Source organism: Brachybacterium sp. p3-SID957, from assembly GCF_025144775.1.
In the GTDB taxonomy this organism is placed as follows: Bacteria; Actinomycetota; Actinomycetes; order Actinomycetales; family Dermabacteraceae; genus Brachybacterium; species Brachybacterium epidermidis.
The window spans coordinates 15,351-40,799 of sequence record NZ_JALXKT010000007.1; the positions used below are offsets into that span (position 1 = coordinate 15,351).

Consider the following 25,449-nt stretch of genomic DNA (forward strand, 5'->3'; position numbering starts at 1 on the left):
GCGCACCCTGCGGGTCCGCTCATGCCCTCGATGGCGCGCCGCCCGATCCGGAGCCAGCGCTGCCCCCCGTCGGGCAGGGGAGGGGGCCGGCAGGTGATGCCCACCGGGCCCGTCGACCCCAAGCCCCAGCCGCTACGCTCATCCCATGACCAGCGCCTTCGTGAACCCGCCCGTCGAACTGATCGCCGAGTCCATCGACGAGACCGCCGTGGTCCGGATGGGGTCCACCGCACCGGATGCCCCCATCGTCCTGCTGCTGCACGGCTTGGGCAGTCACGAGCGCGACCTCACCGGGCTGGTGCCCTATCTCCCGCCCACCTTCGCCTACGTCTCCCTGCGCGGCATCTACCGCTACGTCCAGGGCTACGCCTGGCTGGAGTCGGACATCGACCCCGCGGCCACCGAGAAGATCCAGGCCTCCGCCGCCGCCGTGGAGGCATGGATCGCCGCCCAGCAGGTGCCTGTGGTCGGCGTGATCGGCTTCTCCCAGGGCGGCATCCTGGGTCTGCAGCTGCTGCGCCGGGATCCCCGTGCGCTCGAGTGGATCGTGCAGCTCTCCGGTGCGCCGTTCCCCGCCCCCATGCCCGGCGACCAGGCGCTCGCCCAGGTGAAGCCCCCCGCCCTGTGGGGCCACGGGGGCATGGACCCCCTGTTCGACGAGGACCGCGAGCGGCAGGTGCGGGACTTCATGACCGCCCACACCACCCTGGAAGAGGAGCGCCGCCCCCATCTGGGTCACGCCGTGGACGAGGTGGAGCTGCGCGCGATCGCGAGCTTCGTGCAGCGCCGCGCCGATGAGCGGGCCTGACACAGAGACCGGCGTAGGAGCAGCCGCGAGGGCGGGCGCCGGACTGAACGGTCACCTCCGCCACCCCGGTCACACGGACGATGACGACGGGGGGTCGAACCGGTAGTCTTCCCTCATTCCGCGCTCGATGGACGAGTGCGGACCGAGGAGAACCAGGAGACCATGAGCGCCGCCAGCGACGCACCCGGTGACAGTCCGAGGCCTTCGGGCCTGCACGTGACACCAGCTGCCGGGAGGATCCGTCCATGGATCTGATCGGCCCCCTCATATCCCTGGCGATCAGCCTCCTGCTGATCGCCGCCTGCGGCGGCTTCGTAGCCGCCGAGTTCTCCCTGATCACCGCCAGCCGCAACGAAGTCGAGGCCGCGGCAGCCACGGGGGACAAGCGCTCCCAGGGAGTGCTCGAGGGCATGAAGACCCTCTCCACCCAGCTGTCCGGCGCTCAGCTGGGCATCACCGTGACCAACCTGGGCGTGGGCTTCCTGGCCGAGCCCGCGATCGCCAAGATCGCCGGCCCCCCGCTGATCGACGCCGGTCTCAGCTCGGTCGAGGCCCGCTCCGTCTCCGTCGCGATCGCCCTGGTCCTCGCCACCGGGCTGACCATGATCTTCGGCGAACTGGTCCCCAAGAACCTGGCCATCGCCGAGCCCCTGCGCACCGCCCGCGCCGTGGTCGGCTTCCAGCGCGCCTTCACCTCGATCTTCCGCTGGCCGATCCGGCTGTTCAACGGCAACGCCAACGCGATCGTCCGCAAGATGGGCATCGAACCCCAGGAGGAGCTCAGCTCCGCGCGCAGCCCCGAGGAGCTCTCGGCGCTGGTGCGCCGCTCCGCCGACGAGGGCGCCCTGCCCGCCGAGACCGCCGACCTGGTCGAGCGCACCCTCGCCTTCGGCGATCGGCGCGCGCACGACGCGATGGTCCCCCGCGGCCGGATGGACACCCTGGACGTGGACGACAGCGTGCAGGACCTGCTGGAGCTGGCCCGTACCACCGGGCACTCCCGCTTCCCCGTGCTGGACGACGAGGGCGAGGTGGCCGGCGTGGCCCACATCCGCCGCGGACTCGCCGTCCCTTTCGAGCAGCGGCCTGCCACCCGCGTCGATTCCGTCATGGGCAGCGCCACCTTCGTGCCCGACACCGTCCCGCTGGACGACCTGATGGACACCCTGCGCGCCGGCGGCCTGCAGATGGCGCTGGTGGTCGACGAGTTCGGCGACACCGATGGCCTGATCACCCTCGAGGACCTGGTCGAGGAGATCGTGGGCGAGGTGCGCGACGAGCACGACGACGAGGCCGATGACGTGCCCGAACCCGACGGCTCCTGGGACCTGGACGCGATCCTGCGCCCCGACGAGGCCAGCGACCGCCTGGGCGTGACCGTCCCCGAGCACGAGGACTACGACACCCTGGGCGGCCTGGTCACCATGGAGCTGGGCCGTCTGGCCGAGGTCGGCGACGAGGTCGTCGTCCCCACCGATCCCGAACCGGGGGAGGAGCCCGCCCAGCTGCGCCTGGAGGTGCGGGAGATGGACGGCCTGCGCATCGAGACCCTGCACATCAGCATCGAGGCCCTGCCGGATCCAGACGCCCCGGAGGACGCCGATGAGAGCGCCGACGCCAAGGAGGCCCAGCGATGAGCTTCCTCACCGGCATCCTGCTGACCATCGTGCTGCTGATCGCCAACGCGTTTTTCGTGGGCGCGGAGTTCGCGCTGGTCAGCGCCCGCCGTTCGATCATCGAGCCCGAGGCCCACGCCGGGAGCTGGGCGGCCAAGGTGACCCTGAGGGCGATGGAGCACGTCTCTTTGATGATGGCCGGTGCCCAGCTGGGCATCACGGTGTGCTCCCTGGCGCTCGGCGCCATCAGCGAACCGGCCATCGCCCACGTGATGGAGGGCCCGTTCGAATGGCTGGGCGTGCCCGACGCGCTCGTGCACCCCATCTCCTTCGCGATCGCCCTGAGCCTGGTGACCTACCTTCACGTGGTCTTCGGCGAGATGATCCCCAAGAACATCGCGCTGGCCGGCCCTGAGCGGATGGCGCTGGTGCTGGGCCCGATCCTCTCCGGCATCGTGCTGCTGCTGCGGCCCGTGCTGTGGGCCATGAACGGCATCGGCAACCTGGTGCTGCGCATGATCGGTGTGACCCCGAAGAACGAGGTCACCAGCGTGTTCACCCGTGACGAGGTGGCCGCGATGGTCAGCGAGTCCCATGACGGCGGCCTGCTGGAGGACAACGACGAGGCGCTGCTGCTGGGTGCCCTCACCTTCGAGCAGCGCTCCCTGATCAACCTGGTGATCCCCCTGGACCGGGTCTCCACCCTGCCCGCTGGGGTCAGCGCCGCCGAGGCCGAGGCCGCCGCCATCGACGGCTTCTCCCGCTTCCCCATCAAGGACGCCAGCGGGGGCCTCACCGGATACGTGCACATCAAGGACCTGCTGGAATCGGCCGCCGAGGCGCGGAACCTGCCCATCCCGGCCGACAGGATCCGCCATCTGCCCCGCATCGGCGCAGATCAGCCGCTGCGCAAGGCCCTGGCCAGCATGCAGGCCAGCGGCGCCCACCTCGGTGCCGCCACCGACCGCTCCGGTCGCGTGATCGGCATCGTCACCCTCGAGGACATGCTCGAGGAGCTCGTCGGGCAGATCCGCGACGACTCCCGCGCGGCGGCCTGAGATGGGTGAGATCGTGAACAGCACGCCCCCGGGGCCGACGAGCACCGACCCGGCCGACGAGAACTTCCCGGCGGAGAACGCCTGGACGATCGCCCTGCGGCACAATCCGGACCACGCCCGCGGGTATGCCGAGCGGTGGCGTCGCATCGAGGCCTCCGGCAAGGACATCCACGGTGAGGCCCGCCTGATCGACGCCATGGCGGAGCGCGGCTCACGGGTGCTGGACGCCGGCTGCGGTACCGGTCGGCTGGGCGGGTATCTGGCACGCGTCGGCCACCACGTGACCGGCGTGGACCTGGATGCCACGCTGATCGGCGTGGCCCGCGAGGACCATCCCGACGGGCGCTGGGAGGTGGGCGACCTCGCCCAGCTGGACCTGCGCGACAGCACCGGGGAGCAGGAGCAGTTCGACGTCGTGGTGTGCGCCGGCAACGTGATGGCCTTCCTCGCCGGCAGCGAACGGGTGCCGGCCCTGACGCGGATCGCCCGCCATCTGGCCCCCGCTGGCCGGTTCGTGGTCGGCTTCGGCTCCGGCCGCGGCTACCCCTTCGGTCGCTTCGAGGCCGACGCCGCCACTGCCGGACTGGAGGTGCAGCAGCGCTTCTCCAGCTGGGACCTGCAGCCGCCCTCGGACGATTTCCTGGTAGCCGTGCTGGTGCGGAGGATGTGACGTACCACTGGGAAGAACGGCCTGCCGCGGCGGCGAAACGGGGGTTACGGTGAGGAGCGAGCACGACGACGTGTCGCGGCGGCCCCGCCCCCGCCCGAGGAAAAAGGTTGACCATGGCCCCTCCGCTGCCTGTCCCCAGGCCACTTCCACGTGCGGACAGCCGCGAGATCACCGCACCGGGACCTCCGCCACCGGCCCCTGTCGCCGACCCCGGTGCCCTCACCCCTGACGCCTCCGGTGCGGTCCCGGTCTACTTCATCTCCGACTCCACGGGGATCAGCGCCGAGACCATGGGCAACGCCCTGCTCGCCCAGTTCCCGTCGGTTCCCTTCGAGCGACGCCTGATCCCCTTCCTGCGCACCACCGGGGAGGCCGAGGAGGTGCGCGAGCAGCTCGATGCGGTGATGGACGGCCCCGTGGAGCCGATCGTGTTCCTCACCGTGGTGGACGAACAGGTGCGGGAGGTGCTGCTGGGCACCCGTGCGCCCGTGATCGACTTCGTCTCCGGGCACCTGGCCCGCATCGAGGCCCAGCTGGGCCTGTCCAGCGACCACGCCCCCGCCCGGCTGCACGGGCTGGGCGACGTGCGGCGCTACAACCGCCGCATGCAGGCCGTGGAGTTCGCCATCGAGCACGACGACGGGCAGTCCGTGCGCGCCATCCAGCGCGCCGACGTCATCCTCATCGCCCCCTCCCGCTGCGGCAAGACCCCCACCAGCATGTACCTGGCTCTCATGCACGGCGTGTTCGTGGCGAACTACCCGCTGGTGGACGAGGACTTCGAGAACGGCGCGCTGCCGCAGACCATCGCCACCCTCTCCGACCGCTGCTTCGGCCTGCTCACCTCCCCCAGGCGCCTGTCCGAGGTGCGCGGGGAGCGCCGCCCCGATTCCCGGTACGCCTCGGTGGACCAGACCCACTGGGAGCTGTCCCGCGCGCGCCGCATCTACGACTACTACGGCATCCCCTTCGTCGACTCCTCCAGCAAGTCCGTGGAGGAGATGTCCACCCTCATCCTGCAGTCCCTGACCGATAGGAGCACCCCATGACCTCCAGCATCCGCTGGTTCTCCGGCCTCGGCATGGCCGATCTCGAGCAGGTGGGAGGCAAGAACTCGTCCCTCGGCGAGATGGTCTCGAACCTGGCACGCCTCGGGGTGCGCGTGCCCGACGGGTTCGCCACCACCGCCGATGCCTACCGGGAGTTCCTCGGCGCCACGGGCCTGGCCGAGCGCATCGACGAGATGCTCACGGGACTGGACACCGATGACACCATGGCGCTGACCGAGACCGGCAGGAAGATCCGCGACATGGTGGTCGCCCAGCCCTTTCCTGCCCAGCTCGAGGCCGACATCCGCGCCGCCTACGACGAGCTCGCCGCGGGCAGCGGTGAGGAGGCCTCCTTCGCTGTGCGCTCCTCCGCCACCGCCGAGGACCTGCCCGACGCTTCCTTCGCCGGCCAGCAGGAGACTTTCCTGAACGTGCGAGGCATCGACTCCGTGCTCACCGCCATCCGCGAGGTGTTCGCCTCCCTGTACAACGACCGGGCGATCGCCTACCGCGTCCACCACGACTTCGACCACGCCTCCGTGGCGCTCAGCGTCGGCGTGCAGAAGATGGTGCGCTCCGACATCGGCGCCAGCGGCGTCATGTTCACGGTGGACACCGAGTCCGGCTTCGACCAGGCCGTGTTCATCACCTCCGCCTACGGGCTGGGGGAGGGTGTGGTGCAGGGCGCCGTGAACCCCGACGAGTTCTACGTGTACAAGCCCGCCCTGCGCGCCGGGAAGGCCGCGATCCTCAAGCGGGCCGTGGGCGCCAAGGCCACCAAGATGGTCTACACCCAGGACACCCAGGTGGGTCGCACCACCGAGTTCGTCGACGTGGACCCCACCCAGCAGGCGAAGCTGTCCCTGAGCGACCAGCAGGTGCTGGACCTGGCCCGTCAGGCCCTGATCATCGAGGAGCACTACGGGCGCCCCATGGACATCGAGTGGGGCCTGGACGGGGCCGACGGGCAGATCTACGTGCTGCAGGCCCGCCCCGAGACCGTCCAGTCGAGGGCCGGCTCCACCGTGGAGAAGTACCACCTGGCCGGTCGAGGCACCGTGCGCGCCGAGGGCCGCGCGATCGGTGCCAAGATCGGTGCCGGCCCCGTGCGGGTGCTCACCTCGCTCGACCAGATGCACAACTTCCAGCCCGGATCCGTGCTGGTGGCCGACATGACCGACCCCGACTGGGAGCCGATCATGAAGCGGGCCTCCGCCATCGTCACCAACCGCGGCGGCCGCACCTGCCACGCCGCGATCATCGCCCGCGAGCTCGGCATCCCCGCCGTGGTGGGCACTGGCACAGCCACCCGTGACCTTAAGGACGACGAGGAGGTCACCGTCTCCGCCGCCGAGGGCGACACCGGTTTCGTGTACGAGGGCCTGCTGGACTTCAACGTCACCACCTCCGAGGTGGACGCCATGCCGGAGATCCTCACCACCATCATGATGAACGTGGGCAACCCCGACCAGGCCTTCGCCTTCTCCCGCCTGCCCAACGCCGGTGTGGGCCTGGCACGCCTGGAGTTCATCGTGAACCGCCAGATCGGCATCCACCCGCGTGCCCTGCTGGAGCTGGACACGCTCCAGACCGAGCAGCCCGACGTGGCCGCGAAGGTGAAGGATGCCATCGCCGCCTACGACTCCCCGCGCGACTTCTTCGTGCAGCGCGTGGCCGAGGGCGTGGCCACCATCGCCGCCGCGTTCGCACCGAACCCGGTGATCGTGCGGATGAGCGACTTCAAGTCCAACGAGTACGCGAACCTGCTGGCCGGCGAGCTGTACGAGCCGCACGAGGAGAACCCGATGATCGGGTACCGCGGCGCCTCCCGCTATCTCTCGGAGGACTTCGCGGACTGCTTCGCGATGGAGTGCGAGGCCCTGCGCTACGTGCGCGAGGAGATGGGCCTTCAGAACGTGAAGATCATGATCCCGTTCGTGCGCACCCCCGCCGAGGGCAAGGGCGTGATCGACCTGCTCGCCCAGCACGGCCTGCGTCGCGGCGAGAACGACCTGCAGGTGGTGATGATGTGCGAGGTCCCCTCCAACGCCATCACCCCCGAGCTGTTCCTGGAGCACTTCGACGGCTTCTCCATCGGCTCCAACGACATGACCCAGCTGACTCTGGGCCTGGACCGCGACTCCGCCCTGGTGGCGGATCGCTTCGACGAGCGCGACCCGGCCGTGAAGGTCATGCTCTCCCGTGCCATCGAGGCCTGCCGCCGCGAGGGCAAGTACGTGGGCATCTGCGGTCAGGGCCCCAGCGACCACCCGGACCTCGCCGAGTGGCTGGTGGATCAGGGCATTGCCTCGATGTCCCTGAACCCGGACACTGTCGTGGACACCTGGCTGCGGATCGCGCGACGGGGGTGAGACCACGGAGGCAGCACTGGCCCGTGGGACCGGCTCCCCGGACGTGACCCGGCAATACCGCCGGGTGCCTCACACCTCGGGGTCCACCACCGGGATCTGGCCGGTGTGGCTGGTCCGGCCAGGGATGCTGGTGACGGTGGTCAGCAGGAACACGGTGTTCTCCAGCGCCTCCACCGCGTGGCGCTGATGGGTGAGGGCCTCGACGTGACCCTCCTGGATCACCACCTCGTCCTCGCCGGAGACCTGGAGGACCCCGCGGATCACCTGTATGGACGCCGCAGGCGGGGAGTTGTGCTCGGCCAGGCGCACCCCCTTCTTCAGGGCGATGACCGTCTGCCGCAGCGGGCCGTCGTTCACGAGGATCTCGGCGTGGCGGCCGTGGGGGGCCGCGAGGGCCTTGTCGATCGCGAGGCTGATGGTGTCGGACAGGGCGGCCATGATTCCTCCTGGGGAGCGGCGGATGTCCCTGCACAGTATCCGCCAGGACAGCGGATCCGTCAGGTGAATCACCGGGCAAGCGGTCGGTGCAGGGGAGGACTGGTGCAGGTTCAGCGCGGACGTGGTGAATGTCGAGACGCATCGGCGGCGGCCCCTTACGGTCAGGTGGAGAGCACGGTCAGGCACTGGACCCGACGGAGGTCGCCATGGACATCCAAGAGCTGAGGACGAGCATGGGAAGCAGTGCGCGGAGCCTTCTCGCAGCGGTGATCCTCGGTGTGGGAGTGACCGGGTGCAGCCTGATGGATGCCGTCGAGGAACCTGACTGGCGGGCCGTCTTTGAGCAGAAGTCCGAGATAGAGCTGCCCGCGGATGCCGAGTTCACGATGGTGGCGCGCTCCGACGGGGGATTCACGACCGACTTCGTCACCATCTACCGCATCCGAGTTCCTGATCCAGCGCCGGGAAGCCTGTTCGACCCGGAGACGTATACCCGGGCAGCCGATGGTGGCGACGCCGACCACCTGGACCAGCTGATCGAGGAAGCCGGCGAGACCGGGGACGACGTCAGCGATGTGCACCCCACCGCGTGCAGATGGGATGTGGAGAACGTGCAGTTCTATGAGCTGATCCTGTGCCGCACTGGCGATCCCGGCGAGTTCCTGGCGTTCGAGACCTACATCTGATCACACGGCGCTTACCCCTCCGCCGCGGTGCGCGCCAGGTGGAGCATCTCCCGTTCCGTGAGCCCCGCGACGCGGGCCGCAGCGGCCACGTCCCGGAACTCGGGCTCCCGCCGCACCACCGTGCCGTCGGCGTCGCGGGCGACCTTCACCGCGATCCGCTGGCCGCGCACCTCGACGTGCTCGAAGGACCGGGTGCGGATGCGGCGCTCCACGGCATGCATCCGCACGCCGAGCGTGCCCGTGGAGCGCATCAGCAGATCGGCGAGCTCATCGGCGGCGTCGTGCCTGGCGAGGGCGTGCACGGTCACGGCAGGGCGGCCGTGCTTCATCACGATAGGCGTGAGCCACGCGTCCAGCGCGCCATGGTCCAGGAGAGCATCGACCACCCCTGGCCACAGGCGCGGATCCAGGTCGTCCACGTTCGCCTCGATCTGCACGGCGGAGGTGGGGGTGTCGTGGACGTCGTGGAGCGGTGAGCCGGTGGGATGGCCGACGGGCTCGCCGATCGCCACGCGCACCACGTTCGGTCGGCCCGGGGTGTCCTTCGTACCGGCGCCGATCCCGAGGGCCAGCACGGTCATCGCCGGCTGTGGGCCCGCCGTGGTGGCCAGGCCGCGCAGCAGGGCCACTCCGGTGGGGGTGGCGAGCTCGCCGATGCCGGGGGCGACGCCCGGGGGGACCTTCCGGCCGCCGTGCGCGTGGGGGCCGCCCTGTGCGTGGGCAGGGAGGTGCTCGTCGTGCGAGTGATGATGGTCGTGGTCGTGGTCGTGGTCGTGGTCGTGGTCGTGGTGATGGCCGCGCCCGGGCAGGATCTCCCCGGCCACGGTCGGCCAGCCGATGGCCAGGCGGGCCACGGCCGGCACCGGCACCGGGATGTCCCCGTGAGCGGCGCGGATGCGCCCGGAGCCGACCGCAATCACGCTCGCGGTGCCCTGGGTGATGCCCAACTGCCGCCACGCCTCGCAGGCGCCGATCACATCGGCCAGCGAGTCCAGCGCTCCCACCTCGTGGAAGTGGACCTCGTCGGCCGGCACCCCGTGGGTGGCGCCCTCCGCCTCGGCGAGTCGGCCGAACACCGCCAGCGCCAGGTCGACGGTGCGCTCAGGGACGTCGACGTTCCCACGGGAACGCTCCAGCAGCTCCCGGATCGAGGCCCAGGTGCGGTGCGGCGGGTCGTCGACCAGCACCTCCACGTCGACCTTGACCGCGCGCTGCCCGCCGCGGTCAACGTCGGAGCGGACGAAGCGCACCGAGTCCGGGACCAGCGCGTCGAGCACGCGCTGGACGCCCGCGAGGTCCGCGCCGGCGTCGACGAGCGCGGCGAGCAGCATGTCGCCGGCGATCCCGGCGGTCGCGTCGAGATAGGCGGTGCGGGGCGTGGCGGGATCCATGACCGGATCGTATCGGCCCGGGCTCGCCGAGATCGAGCAGGCCGTCGCGGTCGCTCACGCCTCGTCGGAGACCCCTACGGTCTCTACGGCGACCTCGCCCACCGCCAGCATGGCGGCCACCAGGCCGGCGTTCGGTGAGGAGTGGTGGGTGGCGTCGCGCCCCCGCCCTTGGCCAATACCCCCCAGGGGTATATGGTCGCGGTATGAGCACGCATCACGAGGGGCACGGACGGCAGGGTTCCCACGTCGCTCTCGGCGGCGAGGGCGGCGATCGGGGCACGCACCAGTACGAGGGCCGCGGGGGCCACGACGGCCATGACGCGCACGCCGGGCGCGACATGGATGCCGGGCATCACGGGAGCGGGGCTCACCACGATCACGGCGGCCACGACATGCACGCCGGTCACGACACGCACGCCGGTCACGACGCGCACGCCGGACACCACGGGCACGGGGGACATGGCGGGCACGGCGATCACGTCGCGCAGTTCCGTCGGATGTTCTGGATCATGCTGGTGCTCGCGGTGCCGGTCGTCGGCCTCTCGCCGATGTTCGCGCACCTGATCGGCTACACGATCCCTGACGCGCCGGGCCTCGGCTGGATCGCACCGATCCTCGGCACCGTCATGTACGCGTGGGGCGGGAAGCCGTTCCTCACCGGCGGGCTCTCCGAGCTCCGCTCCCGCGCACCGGGGATGATGCTGCTGATCAGCCTCGGCATCACCGTCGCGTTCCTGTCCTCCTGGGGCGCGACCCTGGGCCTGCTCCACCACGAACTCGAGTTCTGGTGGGAGCTCGCGCTGCTGATCGTGATCATGCTGCTCGGGCACTGGATCGAGATGCGCTCCCTCGCGCAGACCTCCTCGGCCCTCGACTCCCTCGCCGCGCTGCTGCCCGATGAGGCCGAGCGGATCGAGGGCGACCAGATCGTCACCGTCGCCCCCTCCGACCTGCGCACCGGCGACCTCGTGCTGGTCCGCCCCGGCGCCTCGATCCCGGCCGACGGCACCATCGTCGAGGGCCGCGCCGACGTCGACGAGTCGATGATCACCGGCGAGTCCCGGGCCGTCGAGCGCACGGCCGGGGACCGCGTGGTCGCCGGCACCGTTGCGACCGACTCGAACCTGCGCATCGAGGTCACCGCGACGGGAGAGGGCACCGCGCTCGCCGGGATACAGCGCCTGGTCTCCGAGGCGCAGTCCTCCTCCTCCCGCGCCCAGCGCATCGCCGACAGGGCCGCCGCCTGGCTGTTCTGGTTCGCGCTCGGCGCCGCCGTCATCACCGCGCTGGTCTGGGCGCTGCTGGGCATGCCCGACGAGGCCGTCATCCGCACCGTCACCGTGCTGGTCATCGCCTGCCCCCACGCGCTGGGCCTGGCGATCCCGCTGGTGGTCTCGCTCGCGACCGAGCGTGCCGCCCGCGCGGGTGTGCTCGTCACCGACCGCCTCGCTCTCGAGGGCATGCGCACCGTGGACACCGTGCTGTTCGACAAGACCGGCACCCTCACCCGCGGCGAGCCCGAGCTCTCCGAGATCGCCGTCGCCCCCGGCAGCGGGCTCGACGAGCAGAACCTGCTGGGCCTGGCGGCCGCGGCCGAGTCCGAGAGCGAGCACCCGCTCGCCGGCGCGATCCGTGAACGGGCCGCGGCCGACGGGGTCGCCGTCCCCGCCGCCTCCGAAGTCGCCTCCGCCCCCGCGCTCGGCGTGAGCGCGCAGGTCGACGGGCACGAGATCCGTGTGGGCGGGCCGCGCCTGCTCGAGGAGACCGGCGCCGCGGAGCTCGAGGAGGCCCCCGCCTGGCGCGAGGAGGGCGCGATCGTGCTGCACGTGCTGCAGCGCGGCGAGGCCGTCGGCGCCCTCAAGCTCGTCGACGCGGTGCGCCAGGAGTCCCGAGAGGCGATCGACGCCCTCCACGCCCGCGACATCCAGGTCGTCATGATCACCGGCGATGCACAGAACGTCGCCGAGCACGTCGGCGCCGAGCTCGGCATCGACCGGATCTTCGCCGGGGTGCGTCCCGAGGACAAGGCGAGCCGCGTCGCCGCGCTGCAGGACGAGGGCCGCAAGGTCGCGATGGTCGGCGATGGCGTCAACGACGCGCCGGCCCTCGCCCGGGCCGACGTCGGCCTCGCGATCGGCGCCGGCACCGATGTCGCGATCGGCTCGGCCGGGGTGGTGCTCGCCTCCTCGGACCCGCGCGCGGTGCTGTCGGTGATCGAGCTGTCGGGCGCCGCCTACCGCAAGATGCGGCAGAACCTCTGGTGGGCGGCCGGGTACAACCTGCTGTCGGTCCCGCTCGCCGCCGGTGTGCTTGCCCCGATCGGGTTCGTCATGCCGATGAGCGTCGGCGCGCTGCTGATGAGCGCCTCGACCGTCGTGGTGGCGCTGAACGCGCAGCTGCTGCGCCGTCTGGACCTGCGTCCCGAGGCGGTCGCCGCCCGGCGCTGAGGCCCTGCCCTGCTCAGGCCCCCAGCTGCATCGTGGTGATGCAGGTGGGGGCCTCGGCGTCGGTGCGCAGCGTCGTCGTGGCCTCGCCTGCCGCTCCGGCGAGGGTGAGCGTGAGCTCCGTATCCCGGGGCAGCCACAGGCCCAGGAAGCCGTTCGGTGCGGTGGTGCGTTCCTCGTCGATCAGCACCGTCCCGGAGGCGTCCTCGCCCCGCACCGCGAGCTCCTCCTCCGCCAGCTCGCCGAGGCACGTGGTGAGGCTGTGGAGGAAGCACTCATGGGTGCTGGACACGAACGGCGCGACCGAGACGTACAGCTCTTCCGCGGGCAGCTCGAGGGTCGCCTCCCGCCCTGCGGTGTCGGAGAGAGTGAGCGCGTCGGTGCCGACGGAGGCGAGCAGTTCCGAGGGCCGCTCGTGGAGCGGCAGCGCTTCGAGCGCGTCGATCACCTCGCGGGCCGTGCCGGCGGGCAGGTCGTGGGCGGAGAGCAGTTCCTCCGCGGCCGACGGGCCGGCGGAGCAGCCGGCGAGCGCCAGCGGGGTCGCGGCGAGGGCGGCGAGCAGGGTCCGACGCGGCAGGGCGACAGTCATCGGAGGATCCTTCGGGACGACGGCGAGGACGCTCCGACCATACCCGGGCAGGGTATGCGCGAGCTGGGACCGCGGTCCCGCGGCCTCACCTCTCGACGCGAGTCCGCGCCTCGGCCAGCCAGGCCACGCCGATCGCTCGGCCGTCCGGGCACCGCCGATGCGGTGTGCTGAGGGCGTGGAGCACCAAGGGGTGGGCTGCGAGGGTCGCGAGCTCCGACGCCTCGGGCGGCCGCGGCGGCAGCTCGGAGACGGACATGAGCCGGGCCGTCCTTGTTCCCGGCCAGGCCACGGCGCATAGTGGGAGCCATGAGCGAGACGACCGCGACCCAGCAGCCCGCGATCCACCCGATCCCCGAGGGCCTGGCCGAACGCGCCGCCCTCCTCGGAGGCCCGGGCGGCATCCTCGCCCAGGAGCAGATCGACGAGTTCGTTGCCCAGCAGCTGGCCGGCCAGGACCTCGACGGAAAGAGCGTGTGCCTGATCATCCCCGACGGCACCCGCTCCGTGCCCCTGCCGCGGGTGCTGAAGCCGATCCACGCTGCGCTCGCCAGCCGCGCCGCCTCCGTCACGGTGCTGATCGCCCTGGGCACCCACGCCGCCATGGCACCAGAGGCCATCGCCCGCCTGGTCGGCGCCCCTGATGCCGACGGCATCGCGGCCGCCTACCCCGGTTGGAAGATCGTCAACCACGCCTGGGACGACCCCGAGCAGATCGCGGACCTGGGCGAGATCCCCGCTGAGCGGATCAGCGAGCTCACCGCCGGACTGCTGGCCGACACCCCCATGCGGGTGCAGATCAACAAGCTGTGCGTCGAGTCCGACGTGAACCTGATCGTGGGCCCCGTGTTCCCCCACGAGGTGGTGGGATTCTCCGGCGGCAACAAGTACTTCTTCCCCGGCTGCTCCGTGCACGACGTGATCGACGTGTCCCACTGGGTGGGGGCCCTGATCACCGCCAGCCGCATCATCGGCACCCTGGGCATCACCCCCGTGCGCCAGCTGATCGACGCCGCCAGCGACCTGGTGGAGACCGACAAGCTCTGCTTCACCATGGACGTGATCTCCGGCGGCAAGGACCTCAACGCCCTCGCCTTCGGCGACCCCCAGGCGGCGTGGGCCGCGATCGCGAGGATCTCCGCGCTCACCCACATCACCTACGTGGAGAAGCCGTTCAAGCGCATCGTGGCGCTGGTGCCGGAGATGTACGAGGACATCTGGACCGGCGCCAAGGGCTTCTACAAGTCCGAGCCGGTGTGCGCCGACGGCGGCGAGGTGATCATCTACGCCCCCCACATCACCGAGGTGGCCGCGATGCACCCCGGGCTGCGCGACATCGGGTACCACAACATCGAGTACTTCACCAAGCAGTGGGACCGCTTCAAGGACCACCCCTGGGGCGAGCTCGCGCACTCCACGCACGTCACGGGCCTGGGCACCTACGACCCGGAGACGGGGGTGGAGCAGCAGCGCGTGCGGCGCTCCTTCGCCACCTCCATCCCCCAGGAGGTGTGCGAGGCGTACAACGTCACCTACGTGGACCCAGCGAGCCTGGACATCGACGCGCTGCGCGATGACCCCGACACCCTGGTGATCGACCACGCCGGCGAGGTGCTGTTCCGCCTTGCCTCGGAGCGCGAGGGGGTCTGATCCGGGGGGTCTGAGCCTGAGGGGAGCTGAGCTCGACCCGCGGGTCAGACGTCCCGCAGCGGGTTGTCCCGGTCCAGCTCGGCACCGGGACGGTCCGGGAACCCGCGCGGGGAGTCGTAGACGGCCTTGAGCGCCTGCAGCGCGGGCAGCGCCTCGGCTGGTGAGATCCAGAAGGGCTCACCGCTGCCGTGGCCGGCATAGAAGTCGCTGATCAAGGCCGTATGGGAGGCACCCCAGTAGGAGCGGGCCCCTGCCGGGGCCGCGCGCTCGACGACCACCCGCGGCTCCCCGTCGGCGGGCAGCACCGTGAGCTCACGCGCGATCTGCAGGGTCCCGCGCTCGCAGACGATGTCGATCCGGACGGGCAGGTTCGTGGGCGCCCCATTGGTGGCCAGCAGGACGCTGTGCGTGCCGGACGGATGGGTGAGGGTGGCCGTCGCGGTGTCCTCCACCTCGATGGTGCCGCCCAGCACGTCGGTGGAGGCGCAGCCGGCGACGGCGGAGACCCCGCCCAGCAGCCATTGGAGCAGGTCCAGGGTGTGGATGGCCTGGTTGATCAGCAGTCCGCCGCCGCTGCCCGCCCAGGTGCCGCGCCAGGGCCTGGCCCGGTAGTAGTCGGGGGTGCGGTGCCAGGCGACCGTCGCGGCGGCCCCCGTCGGCGCCCCCAGCTCGCCGATGGTCAGCACCCGGTGGGCCTCCTGGACCGTGGCGTTGTACCGGTTCTGGAAGCAGACCCCGATGCGCGGCGCCCCGGGAGCGGCGGCGGCATCGACGATGCGACGGGCGTCCTCCAGTGTGGAGGCCAGCGGCTTCTCCGTGAGCACCTCGACCCCGGCGGCCAGGGCTTCGATGGCGAGGTCGGCATGCTGGTCGTGGGGGGTGCACAGGTGGACGACGTCCGGCGAGAACCGATCGAGGGTCTCGGTGAGGGTGGCGGTGCCGGGCACCCCGGCATCCTGGGCCGCCTGAGCGCGGCGTCCCGGGTCGGTGTCGCACACCGCCACCAGCTCCGCACCGGGCAGCTGGGCGATCGCGTCGATGTGGAGAGGGGAGATGTCGCCGCAGCCGATCACGGCAGTCCTGAGGTTCCGCATCTGTTCTCCTCGTCGAGCGGGACGGGACCCACCAGGATCCGGCGCGGGGACGCTGCCAGGCTACCGATTGCCGTGCCTTGTCGCCGGGCCCGCGGCAGCACATGGCCGCCCCGGACCGGCCGTCATCCAGGTGGGTAGGCTGAACGGCGCCCGTTCCTGCGGGACCCGAGCGAGACCGAGCGAAGGAGTCCCATGACCGCGTCCATGACCCCCATGCAGCTGGCCGGTGAGGACCTGGCCGCCGCCGACCGGGTGGCCACGCTCGTCGAGGGCGCTGCACCCCTCGGCGTCGCCTACTCCGGGGGTGTGGACTCCGCGACCCTGCTGGCCCTGGCCGTGCGCGCACTCGGCGCCGAGAACGTGGTGGCACTGCTCGGCATCTCCCCGTCCCTGGCCGCCGCCGAGCGCCGCGGCGCCCACGAGACCGCCGCGGTGATCGGCGTGCGCGTCGTGGAGGTCGAGACCCACGAGGGGGAGAAGGCCGGCTACATCGCCAACGACGTGGACCGCTGCTACTTCTGCAAGGACGAGCTGTTCTCCCGCATCGACGACGCCCTGGTCAGCGAGCTGGGCCTGGCAGCGGTCGCCTATGGCGAGAACGCCGACGACGCCCTGCGCCCGGACCGGCCCGGTGCGCGCGCCGCCATCGAGCACCGCGTGCTGCGCCCCCTGGCCGAGGCCGGCCTGGACAAGTCCCGGGTCAGATCCGTGGCCCGCGCCCTCGCACTGCCGTGCGCCGACAAGCCGGCCGCGCCCTGCCTGGCCTCCCGGATCCCCCACGGGCAGCAGGTCACCCCTGAGAAGCTGCGCCAGGTGGAGACCGTCGAGGAGGCGCTGCGCGAGCTCGGCTTCGCCGACTCCCGGGTGCGGCACCACGGCGACGTGGCCCGCATCGAGCTGCCTTCGGACGCTCTGGCCCGCTCCGTCGAGCCGGAGGTGCGCACCGCGATCCACCGCGCCGCCATCGGTGCCGGGTTCCGCTTCGCCGCCGTGGACCTGAAGGGCATGCAGTCCGGCGCCTTCACCCTCACCCTGCTGGACCAGCGAGGAGTCCCCCGTGCCTGAGCACGCTGAGCACGCAGGGCAGGCCGGCGGGCGGACCCACGGGCGAATCGACGGGCGGATCGACGGGGTCGCCGAGCTGGACCTGGGCCGCGGTGCCCGCCGCGGGGCCCCGGAGGCCGTGCTGTGCGACGCCAAGAGCCTCGCTCACCTCACCGCGATCGCCGCAGAGTACGCCCGCATCGCCCGCGAGCAGCCCGAGCTCGCCGCCGACCTCGGCCCCGTGCTGTTCACCCGCGCGGACGAGGAGCGGGCGCGGGCCGTGCTCGCAGCGCTGCCCGATGCCCACTGGGAACCGGAGGCCCGGATGGTGGCGTGGCCCGCCGAGCCGCCCCCGCCCGCCGGGGGCCTGGTGATCGTGGCCTGCGCAGGCACCAGCGACCTGCCCGCGGCCCGGGAGGCCGAGCTCACCGCCCGTCACCTGGGGCGCCCCACCCGCCTGATCGCCGACATCGGCATCGCTGGCCTGCACCGCCTCCAGGCCCGCCTGCCCGAGCTGCGCGAGGCCGCCTGCGTGGTGGTCGCCGCCGGCATGGACGGGGCCCTGCCCACCGTGGTGGCCGGTCAGATCAGCGCGCCCGTGGTCGCTCTGCCCACCTCCGTCGGCTACGGCGTGGCAGGCGGTGGCGTGACCGCCGCCTTGACCATGCTGTCGGCCTGCGCGCCCGGCATCGGCGTGGTCAACATCGACAACGGCTACGGCGCCGGGCACCTCGCCGCCCAGATCGCCCGCTGGGCGCCGGCAGATGTGCTCAGCGACACCAACGACCGTTGACTGCGCGCACGCCCGCGCTGGGTACGGTTCTGCGGTGACCACCGCCCCCGCTCCCTCTCCCGCGACCGCCCCGCACCGGCCCGCCGGCCGGTCCGTGGCCCTCACCTCGCTGCTGCTGGCCGCGGCCATCGTGGTGGAGATGGCCGCGACCCTCTCTCTCAAGGGTGCGATCGCCCAGCCGATGCTCTACGTGGTCGTGGTGGCCGGGTACGCGGGTGCCTTCGGACTGCTGGCGGTGGTGCTGCGACGCGGCATGGGGCTGGCCGTCGCCTACGGGATCTGGGGAGCGATGGGCGTGGTGGGCACCGCAATGCTGTCGTCCTGGATCTTCGGCGAGCAGCTGAACGCCATGATGGCCGCCGGGATCGCCCTGGTGGTGACCGGAGTGCTGGCGATCGAGGTCGGCGCCCAGCGGGCACGGCGGGCGACTGCGGTGCCGGCGGCAGGGGAGCAGGTGCGATGAGCTGGGTGTTCATGATCGGCGCGGTGCTGAGCGAGGTCAGCGCCACCCTCACCCTGAAGTCCGCCGCCACCGGCCGGGCCTGGCTGTACGCCGTGGTGCTGATCGGGTACGTGCTGGCCTTCGTCTTCCTCACCGGGGCGCTGCGCACCGGCGTGCCGCTCGGCGTCGCCTACGGGGTGTGGACGGCGGCCGGGGTGGCGCTGACCGCGATCTTCTCCCGCCTGATCCACCACGAGCCGATGACACCGCTGATGATCGCAGGGATCGGCATGATCGGCGCAGGGGTGCTGCTGATCGAGCTGGGCGCCGGGCACTGACCGACAGGAAGATTGCCGCCGGTTGCCACCTGGGGGGACTAACGTGGGCGGATGACCGAAGACCGCGTGACCATCTACGACGTCGCCGCGCACGCCGGGGTGGCACCCTCCACGGTGTCCCGTGCCTTCTCGCGTCCCGGCCGGGTCAGTGCCGCCACCCACGCGAAGGTGATGGCCGCGGCCAAGGAGCTCGGCTACCGCAGCGCACCCCCGCCCGCTCAGGAGCGCGGTCAGCGCCACGACCGCCTGGGGATCGAGGTCCCCGATCTCACCAATCCCTACTTCGCCGAGCTTATCTCCGGCATGCAGGAGGCAGTGAAGGAGCACGACCACATGCTGCTGCTGCTGGACAGCGTGGAGGACGAGGCCCGCGAGCGGCAGAGCCTGCTCAGCGCCGTGGACGTGGTGGACGGGATCGTGCTCGCGGGCACCCGGCTCTCCGACGCCACCCTCAACCACCTCACCAAGCGCATCCCGGTGGTGGTGATGAACCGGCGCGTGGCCGGCCTGGACTCCGTGACCCCCGACTACGAGCACGGCATGGCCCAGGCCATGGCCCACCTGGCCGAGAACGGCACCCGCCTGGTCACCTACGTGGCCGGCCCCGTGAACTCCTGGTCCGACGCGGAGCGGTGGCGCGCGGCGCGGTCCGCGGCGACGGCGCACGGCATCCAGATCCGCCGGCACGGGCCCTACCCGCCCACCACCTCCGGCGGCGAGCAGGCCTTCGAGGACCTCCACGGCGTCCTTCCCCACGCTGTGATCTGCTACAACGACCTGATCGCGCTGGGGTTCCTGGTCGCCGCCCTGCGGGCAGGGGTGCGGGTGCCCGGTGAGCTGTCCGTCATCGGGCACGACGACATCCCCCTGGCCCGTTTCGTCGGCGGGGGGCTGACCACGCTCGCCACCCCCAAGCGCGCCCAGGGACGCGCAGCCGTCGACCGACTGATCCGACGGATCGAGAACCCCTCGGCGCACCGCACCCCGCTGGAGGGGTCGCAGCCGGTGCGCCTGGTCGTCCGGGGCTCCACCGGGCCGCGGCGGGTGAACTGAGCCAGGGCACGGTGGGTGCACTGAGCCGGGCCGTGGCGGGGGCACTGAGGCGGGCCGTGGCGGGCGCGGACCTGTGCGCGGCGAGCGGCAACCGATGACAACCCCGGGCGCGGGGCGGATGAGGCCCGGGATCATGGACCCATGAGCAACGACGCCTACACGCCGCACGAGGACCGCCTGCTTCCCGCGGACCCCGCGACCCGCGAGATCGCCCGGACCCTCTACCAGCGCATGCGGGATCAGCCCATCATCTCCCCGCACGGCCACGTGGACCCCCGGTTGCTGCTCGATGACGAGCCGTTCCGCGACCCCACCAGCCTGTTCATCACCCCCGACCACTACGTCACCCGTCTGCTGCACGCCCGCGGCGTGGATCTCGCCGAGCTCGGCGTCGGCCGCGGACCCCTCGAGGAGCAGGACGCCCGCGCCGCCTGGCAACTGCTGGCCGAGCACTGGCACGCGTACGCCGGCACGCCCTCGCGGCTGTGGATGGAGCACGAGTTCCACCAGGTGTTCGGCCTGGAGACAGTGCTGAGCCCCCGCACCGCCGATGCGATGTACGACGCGATTGCCGAGAAGCTGGCCCGGCCGGAGTTCCGACCCCGCGCCCTGTTCGACCAGTTCCGGATCCAGGTGCTGGCCACCACCGATGATCCCGTCGACGACCTCTCCGCCCACCGGGCCCTCGCGGCCGACGAGGCCTTCACCGGCTCGGTCATCCCCACCTTCCGGCCCGACAAGTACCTCGAGCCCGCCCGGGCCGACTTCCGCGAGCTCACCGATGCCCTCGGCGAGGCCGCAGCGGAGGACACCGGCACCTACCAGGGCTACGACCGTGCGATGCGGGCGCGCCGCCAGTACTTCCGCGACCACGGCGCGGTCTCCTCGGACCACGCCCATGCCGACCCCGGCACCGCCCGGCTCGAGGAGGCCGAGGCGAGCAGGCTGTACACCGAGGCCCGCGAGGGGCGGATCGACGCCGACGCGGCCGTGGCACTGCGCCGTCACCTGCTGGCCGACCAGGCCCGCATGGCGGCCGACGACTCCCTGGTCATGACGCTGCACCCCGCCGTGCACCGCAACCACCACCAGGGGACGTTCGAGAAGTTTGGGGCCGACGTGGGCGCCGACATCCCCACCTCCGTGGAGTTCGTGACGTCTCTGGCTCCGGTGCTGAACGACGTGGGCCTGGACCCCGCCTTCCGCCTGGTGCTGTTCACGATCGACGAGACGGTGTTCTCCCGCGAGATCGCCCCACTGGCCGGCTTCTACCCCTCCGTGTACGCCGGTGCGCCGTGGTGGTTCATCGATGCGCCCGATGCGATCCTGCGCTACCGCCGCGCCGTCTCGGAGACCATCGGCTACAGCCGGACCAGCGGGTTCATCGACGACACCCGTGCGTTCTGCTCCATCCCCGCCCGCCACGACATGGCACGGCGGATCGATTCCCACCACCTCGCCGGCCTCGTGGCCGAGCACCGCATGCGCCTGGAGGACGCCGTCGACATCGCCGACGCCCTCCCGGCAACCCACCCCCGCGAGGTGTTCCGCCTGCCGCAGAGCAGCCCCGCCGCGAAGGAGAACTGATCATGACGGAACCCGCCGGCACTGCACCCACCGGCGCCGCCGCTCCCGAGACGGCCGGCTCCGCTGGGGCTGCCGCGCCTGAGGCGGCCGGCTCCGCCGGGGTTGCCGCTCCTGAGGCATTCGGACGCCTCGTCCACCTGGGCATCGGCAACTTCGCCCGCGCTCACACCCTGGTGGCCACCCAGCAGGCCGGAGGCTGGGAGGTGGCCGCCTTCACCGGCCGCAGCCCCGCCATGGCCGAGGCGCTGAACTCCCAGAGCGGGAAGTACGGCCTGGTGGTGCGCGGTCCCGAGCGGGACGAGGTCGAGATCATCGACGTGATCGACGAGGCCTTCGCCGCCTCCGACGTCGAGGCGCTGGACCGACTGATCGCGGATCCCTTCACCGCGGTGGTCACCCTGACCATCACCGAGAAGGGCTACAGCGCCGGCAACGACCCCGCCACCTCCGCCACCGCACGACTGGCCGGGGCGCTGAGGGCCCGCCGCGAGGCCGGGATCACCGAGCCGATCGCCCTGGTCTCCTGCGACAACCTCTCCGGCAACGGCGCCGTGCTGAAGAAGGCCGTGCTGGACGCGGCCGATGAGGAGACCCGCGCCTGGTTCGACGACCACGTCGACGTCATCTCCACCATGGTGGACCGCATCACCCCCTCGGCCTCGGAGGAGGAGAAGGACCTGGTGCTGCGCGAGACGGGCCTGGCCGACCAGGTGCCCGTGGTGACCGAGCCCTTCACCGAATGGGTGGTGCAGGACGCCTTCCGCGGCCGACGCCCCGAGTGGGAGAAGGCCGGGGTGCAGCTCACCGACGACGTCGAGCTGCATGAGCTGCGCAAGCTGCGCCTGCTCAACGGCTCCCACTCCCTGATGGCCTACGCCGGGCAGCTCGCCGGCTGTGAGCGCGTGAACGAGGCGATCGCTCACCGCGAGGTGCGGGCCCTGGTGGAGACCCTGTGGTCCGAGGCCCGCTCCACGCTGCCCCTGCCCGAGGACGAGCTGGACGCCTACACCACCGCCCTCGAGGAGCGCTTCCGCAACCCCCGCCTGGCCGATGCGCTGATCCGGATCGCCGCCGACGGGTCCGAGAAGCTGCAGGTGCGGGCTCTGCCGGTGATCGCTGAGCGCGGCGGTCCCGACAAGGCTCCAGGTGCCGTCGCCGCCGTCGCCGCCTGGACCCTGTGGGTCACCGAGCGCAGCCGCGATGGCCACGAGGTCGCCGATCCGCGGGCCGAGGGCATCGCCCAGGCCGCCGCGCTCGAGGACGACACCGCGCGGGTGACCGCCCTGGTGGCGCTGCTGGGCCTCGAGGGTGAGAGCGCCGACGCACTGGTCGCGAAGGTGGCGGCGGAGGAGAAGCGCCTTCCGCGGGGCTGAAACCTACCCTCTGCGGCCGCGCGGGTGGCCCGGCCACGTGTCGCGAGCGGGTCCCGCACCGAGGCCCCGGAGCGCTGCTGGACGCTAGGGTGCGGTCCGGGCCGGGGCGGGTCGGTAAGTCAGGCCAGGTCGGCGAGCTTCTCGAAGCGGTCCAGGCGCTCCCGGTAGTAGTCGGCGTGCTCGGGACGCGGCTCGATGCGGTTGCGCACCGGGGCCTCGGCCACCTCGACGCCCGGGGCGGCCTGCTCGAGAGCCAGCACGGCGGAGCCGCGCATCGTGGAGCGGGAGATCGCCACGTGATCGATCGGTGCACCCAGGGCGTCGGCCAGCAGGTGCAGCCAGGCCGGGATCGCCTCGGTCATGCCGCCGGAGAGCACGATCCGCTCCGGGGTCCCGCCCATCTCCGTGAGCTGATCGGCGATGCGAAGGTAGCTGAGGGCCACGCCCTCCATCGAGCCGCGCAGCAGGTCCTCCGCCGTGGTGGAGGCCGACACGTTCGCGTACAGGGCACGGGCACCATCGCGCCACTGGGTGCCGCGCTCGCCGGAGAAGAACGGCACCACCAGCGGGGTGGAGGACTCCGGTGCCGCGGCGAACAGCTCGTCCGTGTCCCAGGCGGAGATGTCGTCGGCCAGGGAGAACTGGTTGCGCGCCCAGTCCAGCACCCGGCCGCAGTCGCTCATGGCGGAGCCGACCAGGGTGCGATCCGCATCCACGCGGTAGGCCCACAGGCCCGTCGGCAGCGTGGGCGTCTCCCCGGTGATCAGCTGGCGGATCGCACCGGAGGTGGCGGTGGAGATGCCCCAGGTGGTGGGGCCCAGTGCGCCGATGCCGATGTTCGCCGCCAGGCCGTCCCCGATCACCGGCACCCACACGGCCTCCTTCAGCTGCGGGAACTCCTTCGCCAGCGGGGTGCCCGCCAGGGGCGGGGCATCGGAGGGATCCAGCGGGGTGCCCATCATCGCCGCGTCCACGCCCACCGCCTCGAGCAGCTCGGGCACGTACTGCCCGGTGCGGCGGTCGATCATCCCCGACCAGGCCGCAGAGGCGGTGCCCAGGGCCGGCGTACCGAGCAGCTTGAGGGCCACGTACTCGCCGAGCGCCATGAACCGGTGCGCGCGGGAGAACACATCGGGGTGCTCCTCTCGCAGCCACGCCAGGCGCGGCGCCGTGTACGAGGAGTGAAGGCGGGCGCCGGTGCGCTCGTGCAGCGCCACCGGGTCCAGGCTCTCGCGCAGCGCGGCCACCTGGGCGCGGCAGCGTGTGTCGGCGTAGGTGATGCACGGGGTCAGCGGCTCGCCGGCCTCGTCGACCACCACCAGGGAGGAGGCGAAGGCGTCGAAGCCGATCGCCATCACGGGGCCGGGCAGCGGATCCGACAGGACCTTCCCCAGAGCCGTGCGCAGGCCCTCGACGATCACGTCTGCATCGATGGTGGAGGTGCCGTCATCGCCGACGGTGAAGCCGTGGGGCTGCTTGTGGGTGCGCTTGCCGACCTCCCGGCCGGTGGCGTCGTACACCCCGGCTCGGGCGCCGCCCGAACCGACGTCCAGGCCGATCACGAGGGGGGCCAGTGCATCCTCATCGGGAATGGCGAAACGGGGCATGGCGTGGGTCTCCTGCGGCTGGGGTCTGTTCCGGCGGTCCTCGGGCAGCGATGCCGGGAGCGGGGTCCGTCCCGTTCAGGATAGGGGCAGGGGCTGTGGCGGTCCCGGACACGCCGCCTGTTGCCACCGGGGCCGGGCCCCCGCTCAGTCCCCGATCACCGACTGCCCCACGAACTCGCCCTCCGCGCAGCCCGGCGGGATCGCGAACACCGCCGAACCGATCGGCGTGGTCCACATGTTCAGCAGGTCCAGGTCCGACAGCCGCTGCTGGATGGGGATGAACTGCCCCTCCAGGTCCGCCTGGAACGAGGTGAAGATCTGCCCCGACTCCGAGAGCGCCCCGCTGCCGGGAGCGGGCGGGTCCTCGTAGTTGTAGGGGCGGCGGAAGATCTCGTCGTGCACGCCCTCGTCCACCCCACGGGCCCGCCGCATGTGCGCGAACTCCGGGATCAGTGGGAAGCCGTGCTCGCTGCGCGCCTCGAAGTCGGCGTGGTCGCCCTCCTCCTGGCCGCTCAGCGGTGCACCGTTGGACAGCTTCGTGCCGGTGGACTGCTCACGCGCGGCCGGATCGGCCTCGTCCCAGCCGTCCAGGTCCATGCGGATCCGGCGGATCACCATCGAGGTGCCGCCGGCGAAGGGACCCTCGTCGATCCACACCACGGTGTCGAAGTGGCTGCTGTCCAGCTGCGGGTTAGCCGAGCCGTCCACCTGACCGAACAGGTTGCGCTGGGTGACGCCCGGGCGCTCGGTGCCGTGGGCCCGACGGAAGCCCTGCTGCACCCAGCGCACCGTGGTGAAGGCGCGGGAGTCCTTCAGCAGCATCCGTGCCGCATGGGAGACCGTGAGCGGATCGTCCGAGGCCACCTGCAGCAGCAGGTCACCGCCGCAGAACTCCTCCTGCAGCTCGTCGATCTCGAAGGCCGGCAGCGGACCCAGCCACGCGGGCACCTCCACCTGTGCCCGCTCCAGCAGGCCGCGCCCGAACCCGAAGGTCACCGTGAGGCGGGCCGGGGCGGTGGCCAGCTCCGGCTCGGTGTCGGCCAGGGCCGGCCGTCCCTGGGTGAGCCGGGCGGCATCGTCGGTGAGCAGTCGCAGCATGCGGATGATGCCTGCGCGGTCCACCTCCTCGCGCAGGTCCAGGGCCAGGTACGACGACGAGGCCTGAGCGGGAGTGCCCACGCCGGCCTGGTGCTCACCATGGAAGGGGAGGGTGGCCTCACCGTGCAGGGGCGCCTCGGCCTGATCGGCGGGCCCGGATGTCGGCCCTGATCCGCGCAGCGCGCGCTCCAGGCCGACGGCCGCCGCGCCGACGCCCAGGGCGCCCGCACCGGCGGTGCCGGCCAGCAGCAG

General features: G+C 71.9%; 22 protein-coding genes. 16 read left to right on the forward strand and 6 right to left on the reverse strand.

From position 1 onward, the window contains the following. Positions 1 to 145: 145 nt before the first annotated feature. The 6 genes from M3B01_RS02565 to ppsA all read left to right on the forward strand — a co-directional run bounded on the left by M3B01_RS02565 (position 146) and on the right by ppsA (position 7,573). Positions 146 to 808, forward strand: a complete 663-nt coding sequence (locus tag M3B01_RS02565; RefSeq protein ID WP_259789262.1) for an alpha/beta hydrolase — start codon at positions 146 to 148, stop codon at positions 806 to 808. Between the two features lie 245 nt (positions 809 to 1,053). After that, positions 1,054 to 2,445: a hemolysin family protein gene (locus M3B01_RS02570; protein ID WP_259789263.1), complete on the forward strand. Its 1,392-nt coding sequence runs from the start codon at positions 1,054 to 1,056 to the stop codon at positions 2,443 to 2,445. Continuing rightward, the gene (locus M3B01_RS02575) at positions 2,442 to 3,482 is read left to right on the forward strand and encodes a hemolysin family protein (protein WP_259789264.1); all 1,041 of its coding nucleotides are present in this window, start codon (positions 2,442 to 2,444) and stop codon (positions 3,480 to 3,482) included. The genes M3B01_RS02570 and M3B01_RS02575 overlap by 4 nt, the downstream gene beginning before the upstream one ends. Before the next feature lie 94 nt (positions 3,483 to 3,576). Then, complete coding sequence (locus M3B01_RS02580; protein ID WP_259789313.1) at positions 3,577 to 4,152, forward strand: bifunctional 2-polyprenyl-6-hydroxyphenol methylase/3-demethylubiquinol 3-O-methyltransferase UbiG; 576 nt, start codon at positions 3,577 to 3,579, stop codon at positions 4,150 to 4,152. A gap of 113 nt (positions 4,153 to 4,265) precedes the next feature. Then, entirely contained in the window at positions 4,266 to 5,201 is a 936-nt protein-coding gene (locus M3B01_RS02585; RefSeq protein ID WP_259789265.1) for a pyruvate, water dikinase regulatory protein, read from the forward strand. Further along, on the forward strand, positions 5,198 to 7,573 hold the full coding sequence (ppsA, locus tag M3B01_RS02590) for a phosphoenolpyruvate synthase (RefSeq protein ID WP_259789266.1): 2,376 nt from the start codon (positions 5,198 to 5,200) through the stop codon (positions 7,571 to 7,573). The genes M3B01_RS02585 and ppsA overlap by 4 nt, the downstream gene beginning before the upstream one ends. 69 nt (positions 7,574 to 7,642) lie before the next feature. Here the strand turns inward: ppsA and M3B01_RS02595 are convergent, their stop codons facing one another. Then, positions 7,643 to 8,011, reverse strand: a complete 369-nt coding sequence (locus M3B01_RS02595; RefSeq protein ID WP_193865025.1) for a hypothetical protein — start codon at positions 8,009 to 8,011, stop codon at positions 7,643 to 7,645. A gap of 206 nt (positions 8,012 to 8,217) precedes the next feature. On the opposite strand from M3B01_RS02595, the gene M3B01_RS02600 reads away from it, so the two are divergent. Beyond that, positions 8,218 to 8,697 (forward strand): hypothetical protein, encoded by a 480-nt coding sequence (locus M3B01_RS02600; RefSeq protein WP_259789267.1) that lies wholly within the window; start codon positions 8,218 to 8,220, stop codon positions 8,695 to 8,697. A gap of 11 nt (positions 8,698 to 8,708) precedes the next feature. Here M3B01_RS02600 and M3B01_RS14610 read toward each other — a convergent pair whose 3' ends face one another. Beyond that, a complete protein-coding gene (locus M3B01_RS14610; RefSeq protein WP_311203189.1) occupies positions 8,709 to 10,088 on the reverse strand; it encodes a LarC family nickel insertion protein in 1,380 nt (459 codons plus the stop codon). A 338-nt stretch (positions 10,089 to 10,426) separates the two neighbouring features. Here M3B01_RS14610 and M3B01_RS02625 point away from each other — a divergent pair, with 338 nt between their 5' ends. Then, positions 10,427 to 12,535, forward strand: coding sequence for a heavy metal translocating P-type ATPase (locus M3B01_RS02625; RefSeq protein WP_396123328.1), 2,109 nt, complete (start codon positions 10,427 to 10,429; stop codon positions 12,533 to 12,535). A 13-nt stretch (positions 12,536 to 12,548) separates the two neighbouring features. On the opposite strand, the gene M3B01_RS02630 is transcribed toward M3B01_RS02625, so the two are convergent. After that, positions 12,549 to 13,121 carry a CueP family metal-binding protein gene (locus M3B01_RS02630; protein WP_259789268.1) on the reverse strand — a complete coding sequence of 191 codons (573 nt, stop codon included), beginning with the start codon at positions 13,119 to 13,121 and terminating at the stop codon, positions 12,549 to 12,551. Between the two features lie 306 nt (positions 13,122 to 13,427). Here M3B01_RS02630 and M3B01_RS02635 point away from each other — a divergent pair, with 306 nt between their 5' ends. Further along, the gene (locus M3B01_RS02635; protein ID WP_259789269.1) at positions 13,428 to 14,768 is read left to right on the forward strand and encodes a lactate racemase domain-containing protein; all 1,341 of its coding nucleotides are present in this window, start codon (positions 13,428 to 13,430) and stop codon (positions 14,766 to 14,768) included. Positions 14,769 to 14,812: 44 nt separating this feature from the next. Here the strand turns inward: M3B01_RS02635 and M3B01_RS02640 are convergent, their stop codons facing one another. Continuing rightward, positions 14,813 to 15,862: a Gfo/Idh/MocA family protein gene (locus M3B01_RS02640; protein ID WP_259789270.1), complete on the reverse strand. Its 1,050-nt coding sequence runs from the start codon at positions 15,860 to 15,862 to the stop codon at positions 14,813 to 14,815. Between the two features lie 192 nt (positions 15,863 to 16,054). Between M3B01_RS02640 and larE the strand changes: the two genes are divergently transcribed. The 7 genes from larE (at position 16,055) to M3B01_RS02675 (ending at position 22,492) form a co-directional block, all read left to right on the forward strand. Beyond that, positions 16,055 to 16,927 (forward strand): ATP-dependent sacrificial sulfur transferase LarE, encoded by an 873-nt coding sequence (gene larE / locus M3B01_RS02645; protein ID WP_259789271.1) that lies wholly within the window; start codon positions 16,055 to 16,057, stop codon positions 16,925 to 16,927. Next, on the forward strand, positions 16,920 to 17,699 hold the full coding sequence (gene larB, locus M3B01_RS02650; RefSeq protein WP_259789272.1) for a nickel pincer cofactor biosynthesis protein LarB: 780 nt from the start codon (positions 16,920 to 16,922) through the stop codon (positions 17,697 to 17,699). The genes larE and larB overlap by 8 nt, the downstream gene beginning before the upstream one ends. 34 nt (positions 17,700 to 17,733) lie before the next feature. Then, entirely contained in the window at positions 17,734 to 18,162 is a 429-nt protein-coding gene (locus M3B01_RS02655) for an SMR family transporter (protein WP_311203190.1), read from the forward strand. Next, the gene (locus tag M3B01_RS02660; RefSeq protein WP_259789273.1) at positions 18,159 to 18,479 is read left to right on the forward strand and encodes a multidrug efflux SMR transporter; all 321 of its coding nucleotides are present in this window, start codon (positions 18,159 to 18,161) and stop codon (positions 18,477 to 18,479) included. The genes M3B01_RS02655 and M3B01_RS02660 overlap by 4 nt, the downstream gene beginning before the upstream one ends. A gap of 51 nt (positions 18,480 to 18,530) precedes the next feature. After that, positions 18,531 to 19,532 carry a LacI family DNA-binding transcriptional regulator gene (locus M3B01_RS02665; RefSeq protein WP_259789274.1) on the forward strand — a complete coding sequence of 334 codons (1,002 nt, stop codon included), beginning with the start codon at positions 18,531 to 18,533 and terminating at the stop codon, positions 19,530 to 19,532. Positions 19,533 to 19,673: 141 nt separating this feature from the next. After that, on the forward strand, positions 19,674 to 21,119 hold the full coding sequence (gene uxaC / locus M3B01_RS02670; protein WP_259789275.1) for a glucuronate isomerase: 1,446 nt from the start codon (positions 19,674 to 19,676) through the stop codon (positions 21,117 to 21,119). Between the two features lie 2 nt (positions 21,120 to 21,121). Next, entirely contained in the window at positions 21,122 to 22,492 is a 1,371-nt protein-coding gene (locus tag M3B01_RS02675) for a mannitol dehydrogenase family protein (protein WP_259789276.1), read from the forward strand. 119 nt (positions 22,493 to 22,611) lie between these two features. On the opposite strand, the gene M3B01_RS02680 is transcribed toward M3B01_RS02675, so the two are convergent. Further along, positions 22,612 to 24,099, reverse strand: a complete 1,488-nt coding sequence (locus tag M3B01_RS02680) for a gluconokinase (RefSeq protein ID WP_259789277.1) — start codon at positions 24,097 to 24,099, stop codon at positions 22,612 to 22,614. Positions 24,100 to 24,243: 144 nt separating this feature from the next. Further along, positions 24,244 to 25,449 (reverse strand): Dyp-type peroxidase, encoded by a 1,206-nt coding sequence (locus tag M3B01_RS02685; protein WP_259789316.1) that lies wholly within the window; start codon positions 25,447 to 25,449, stop codon positions 24,244 to 24,246.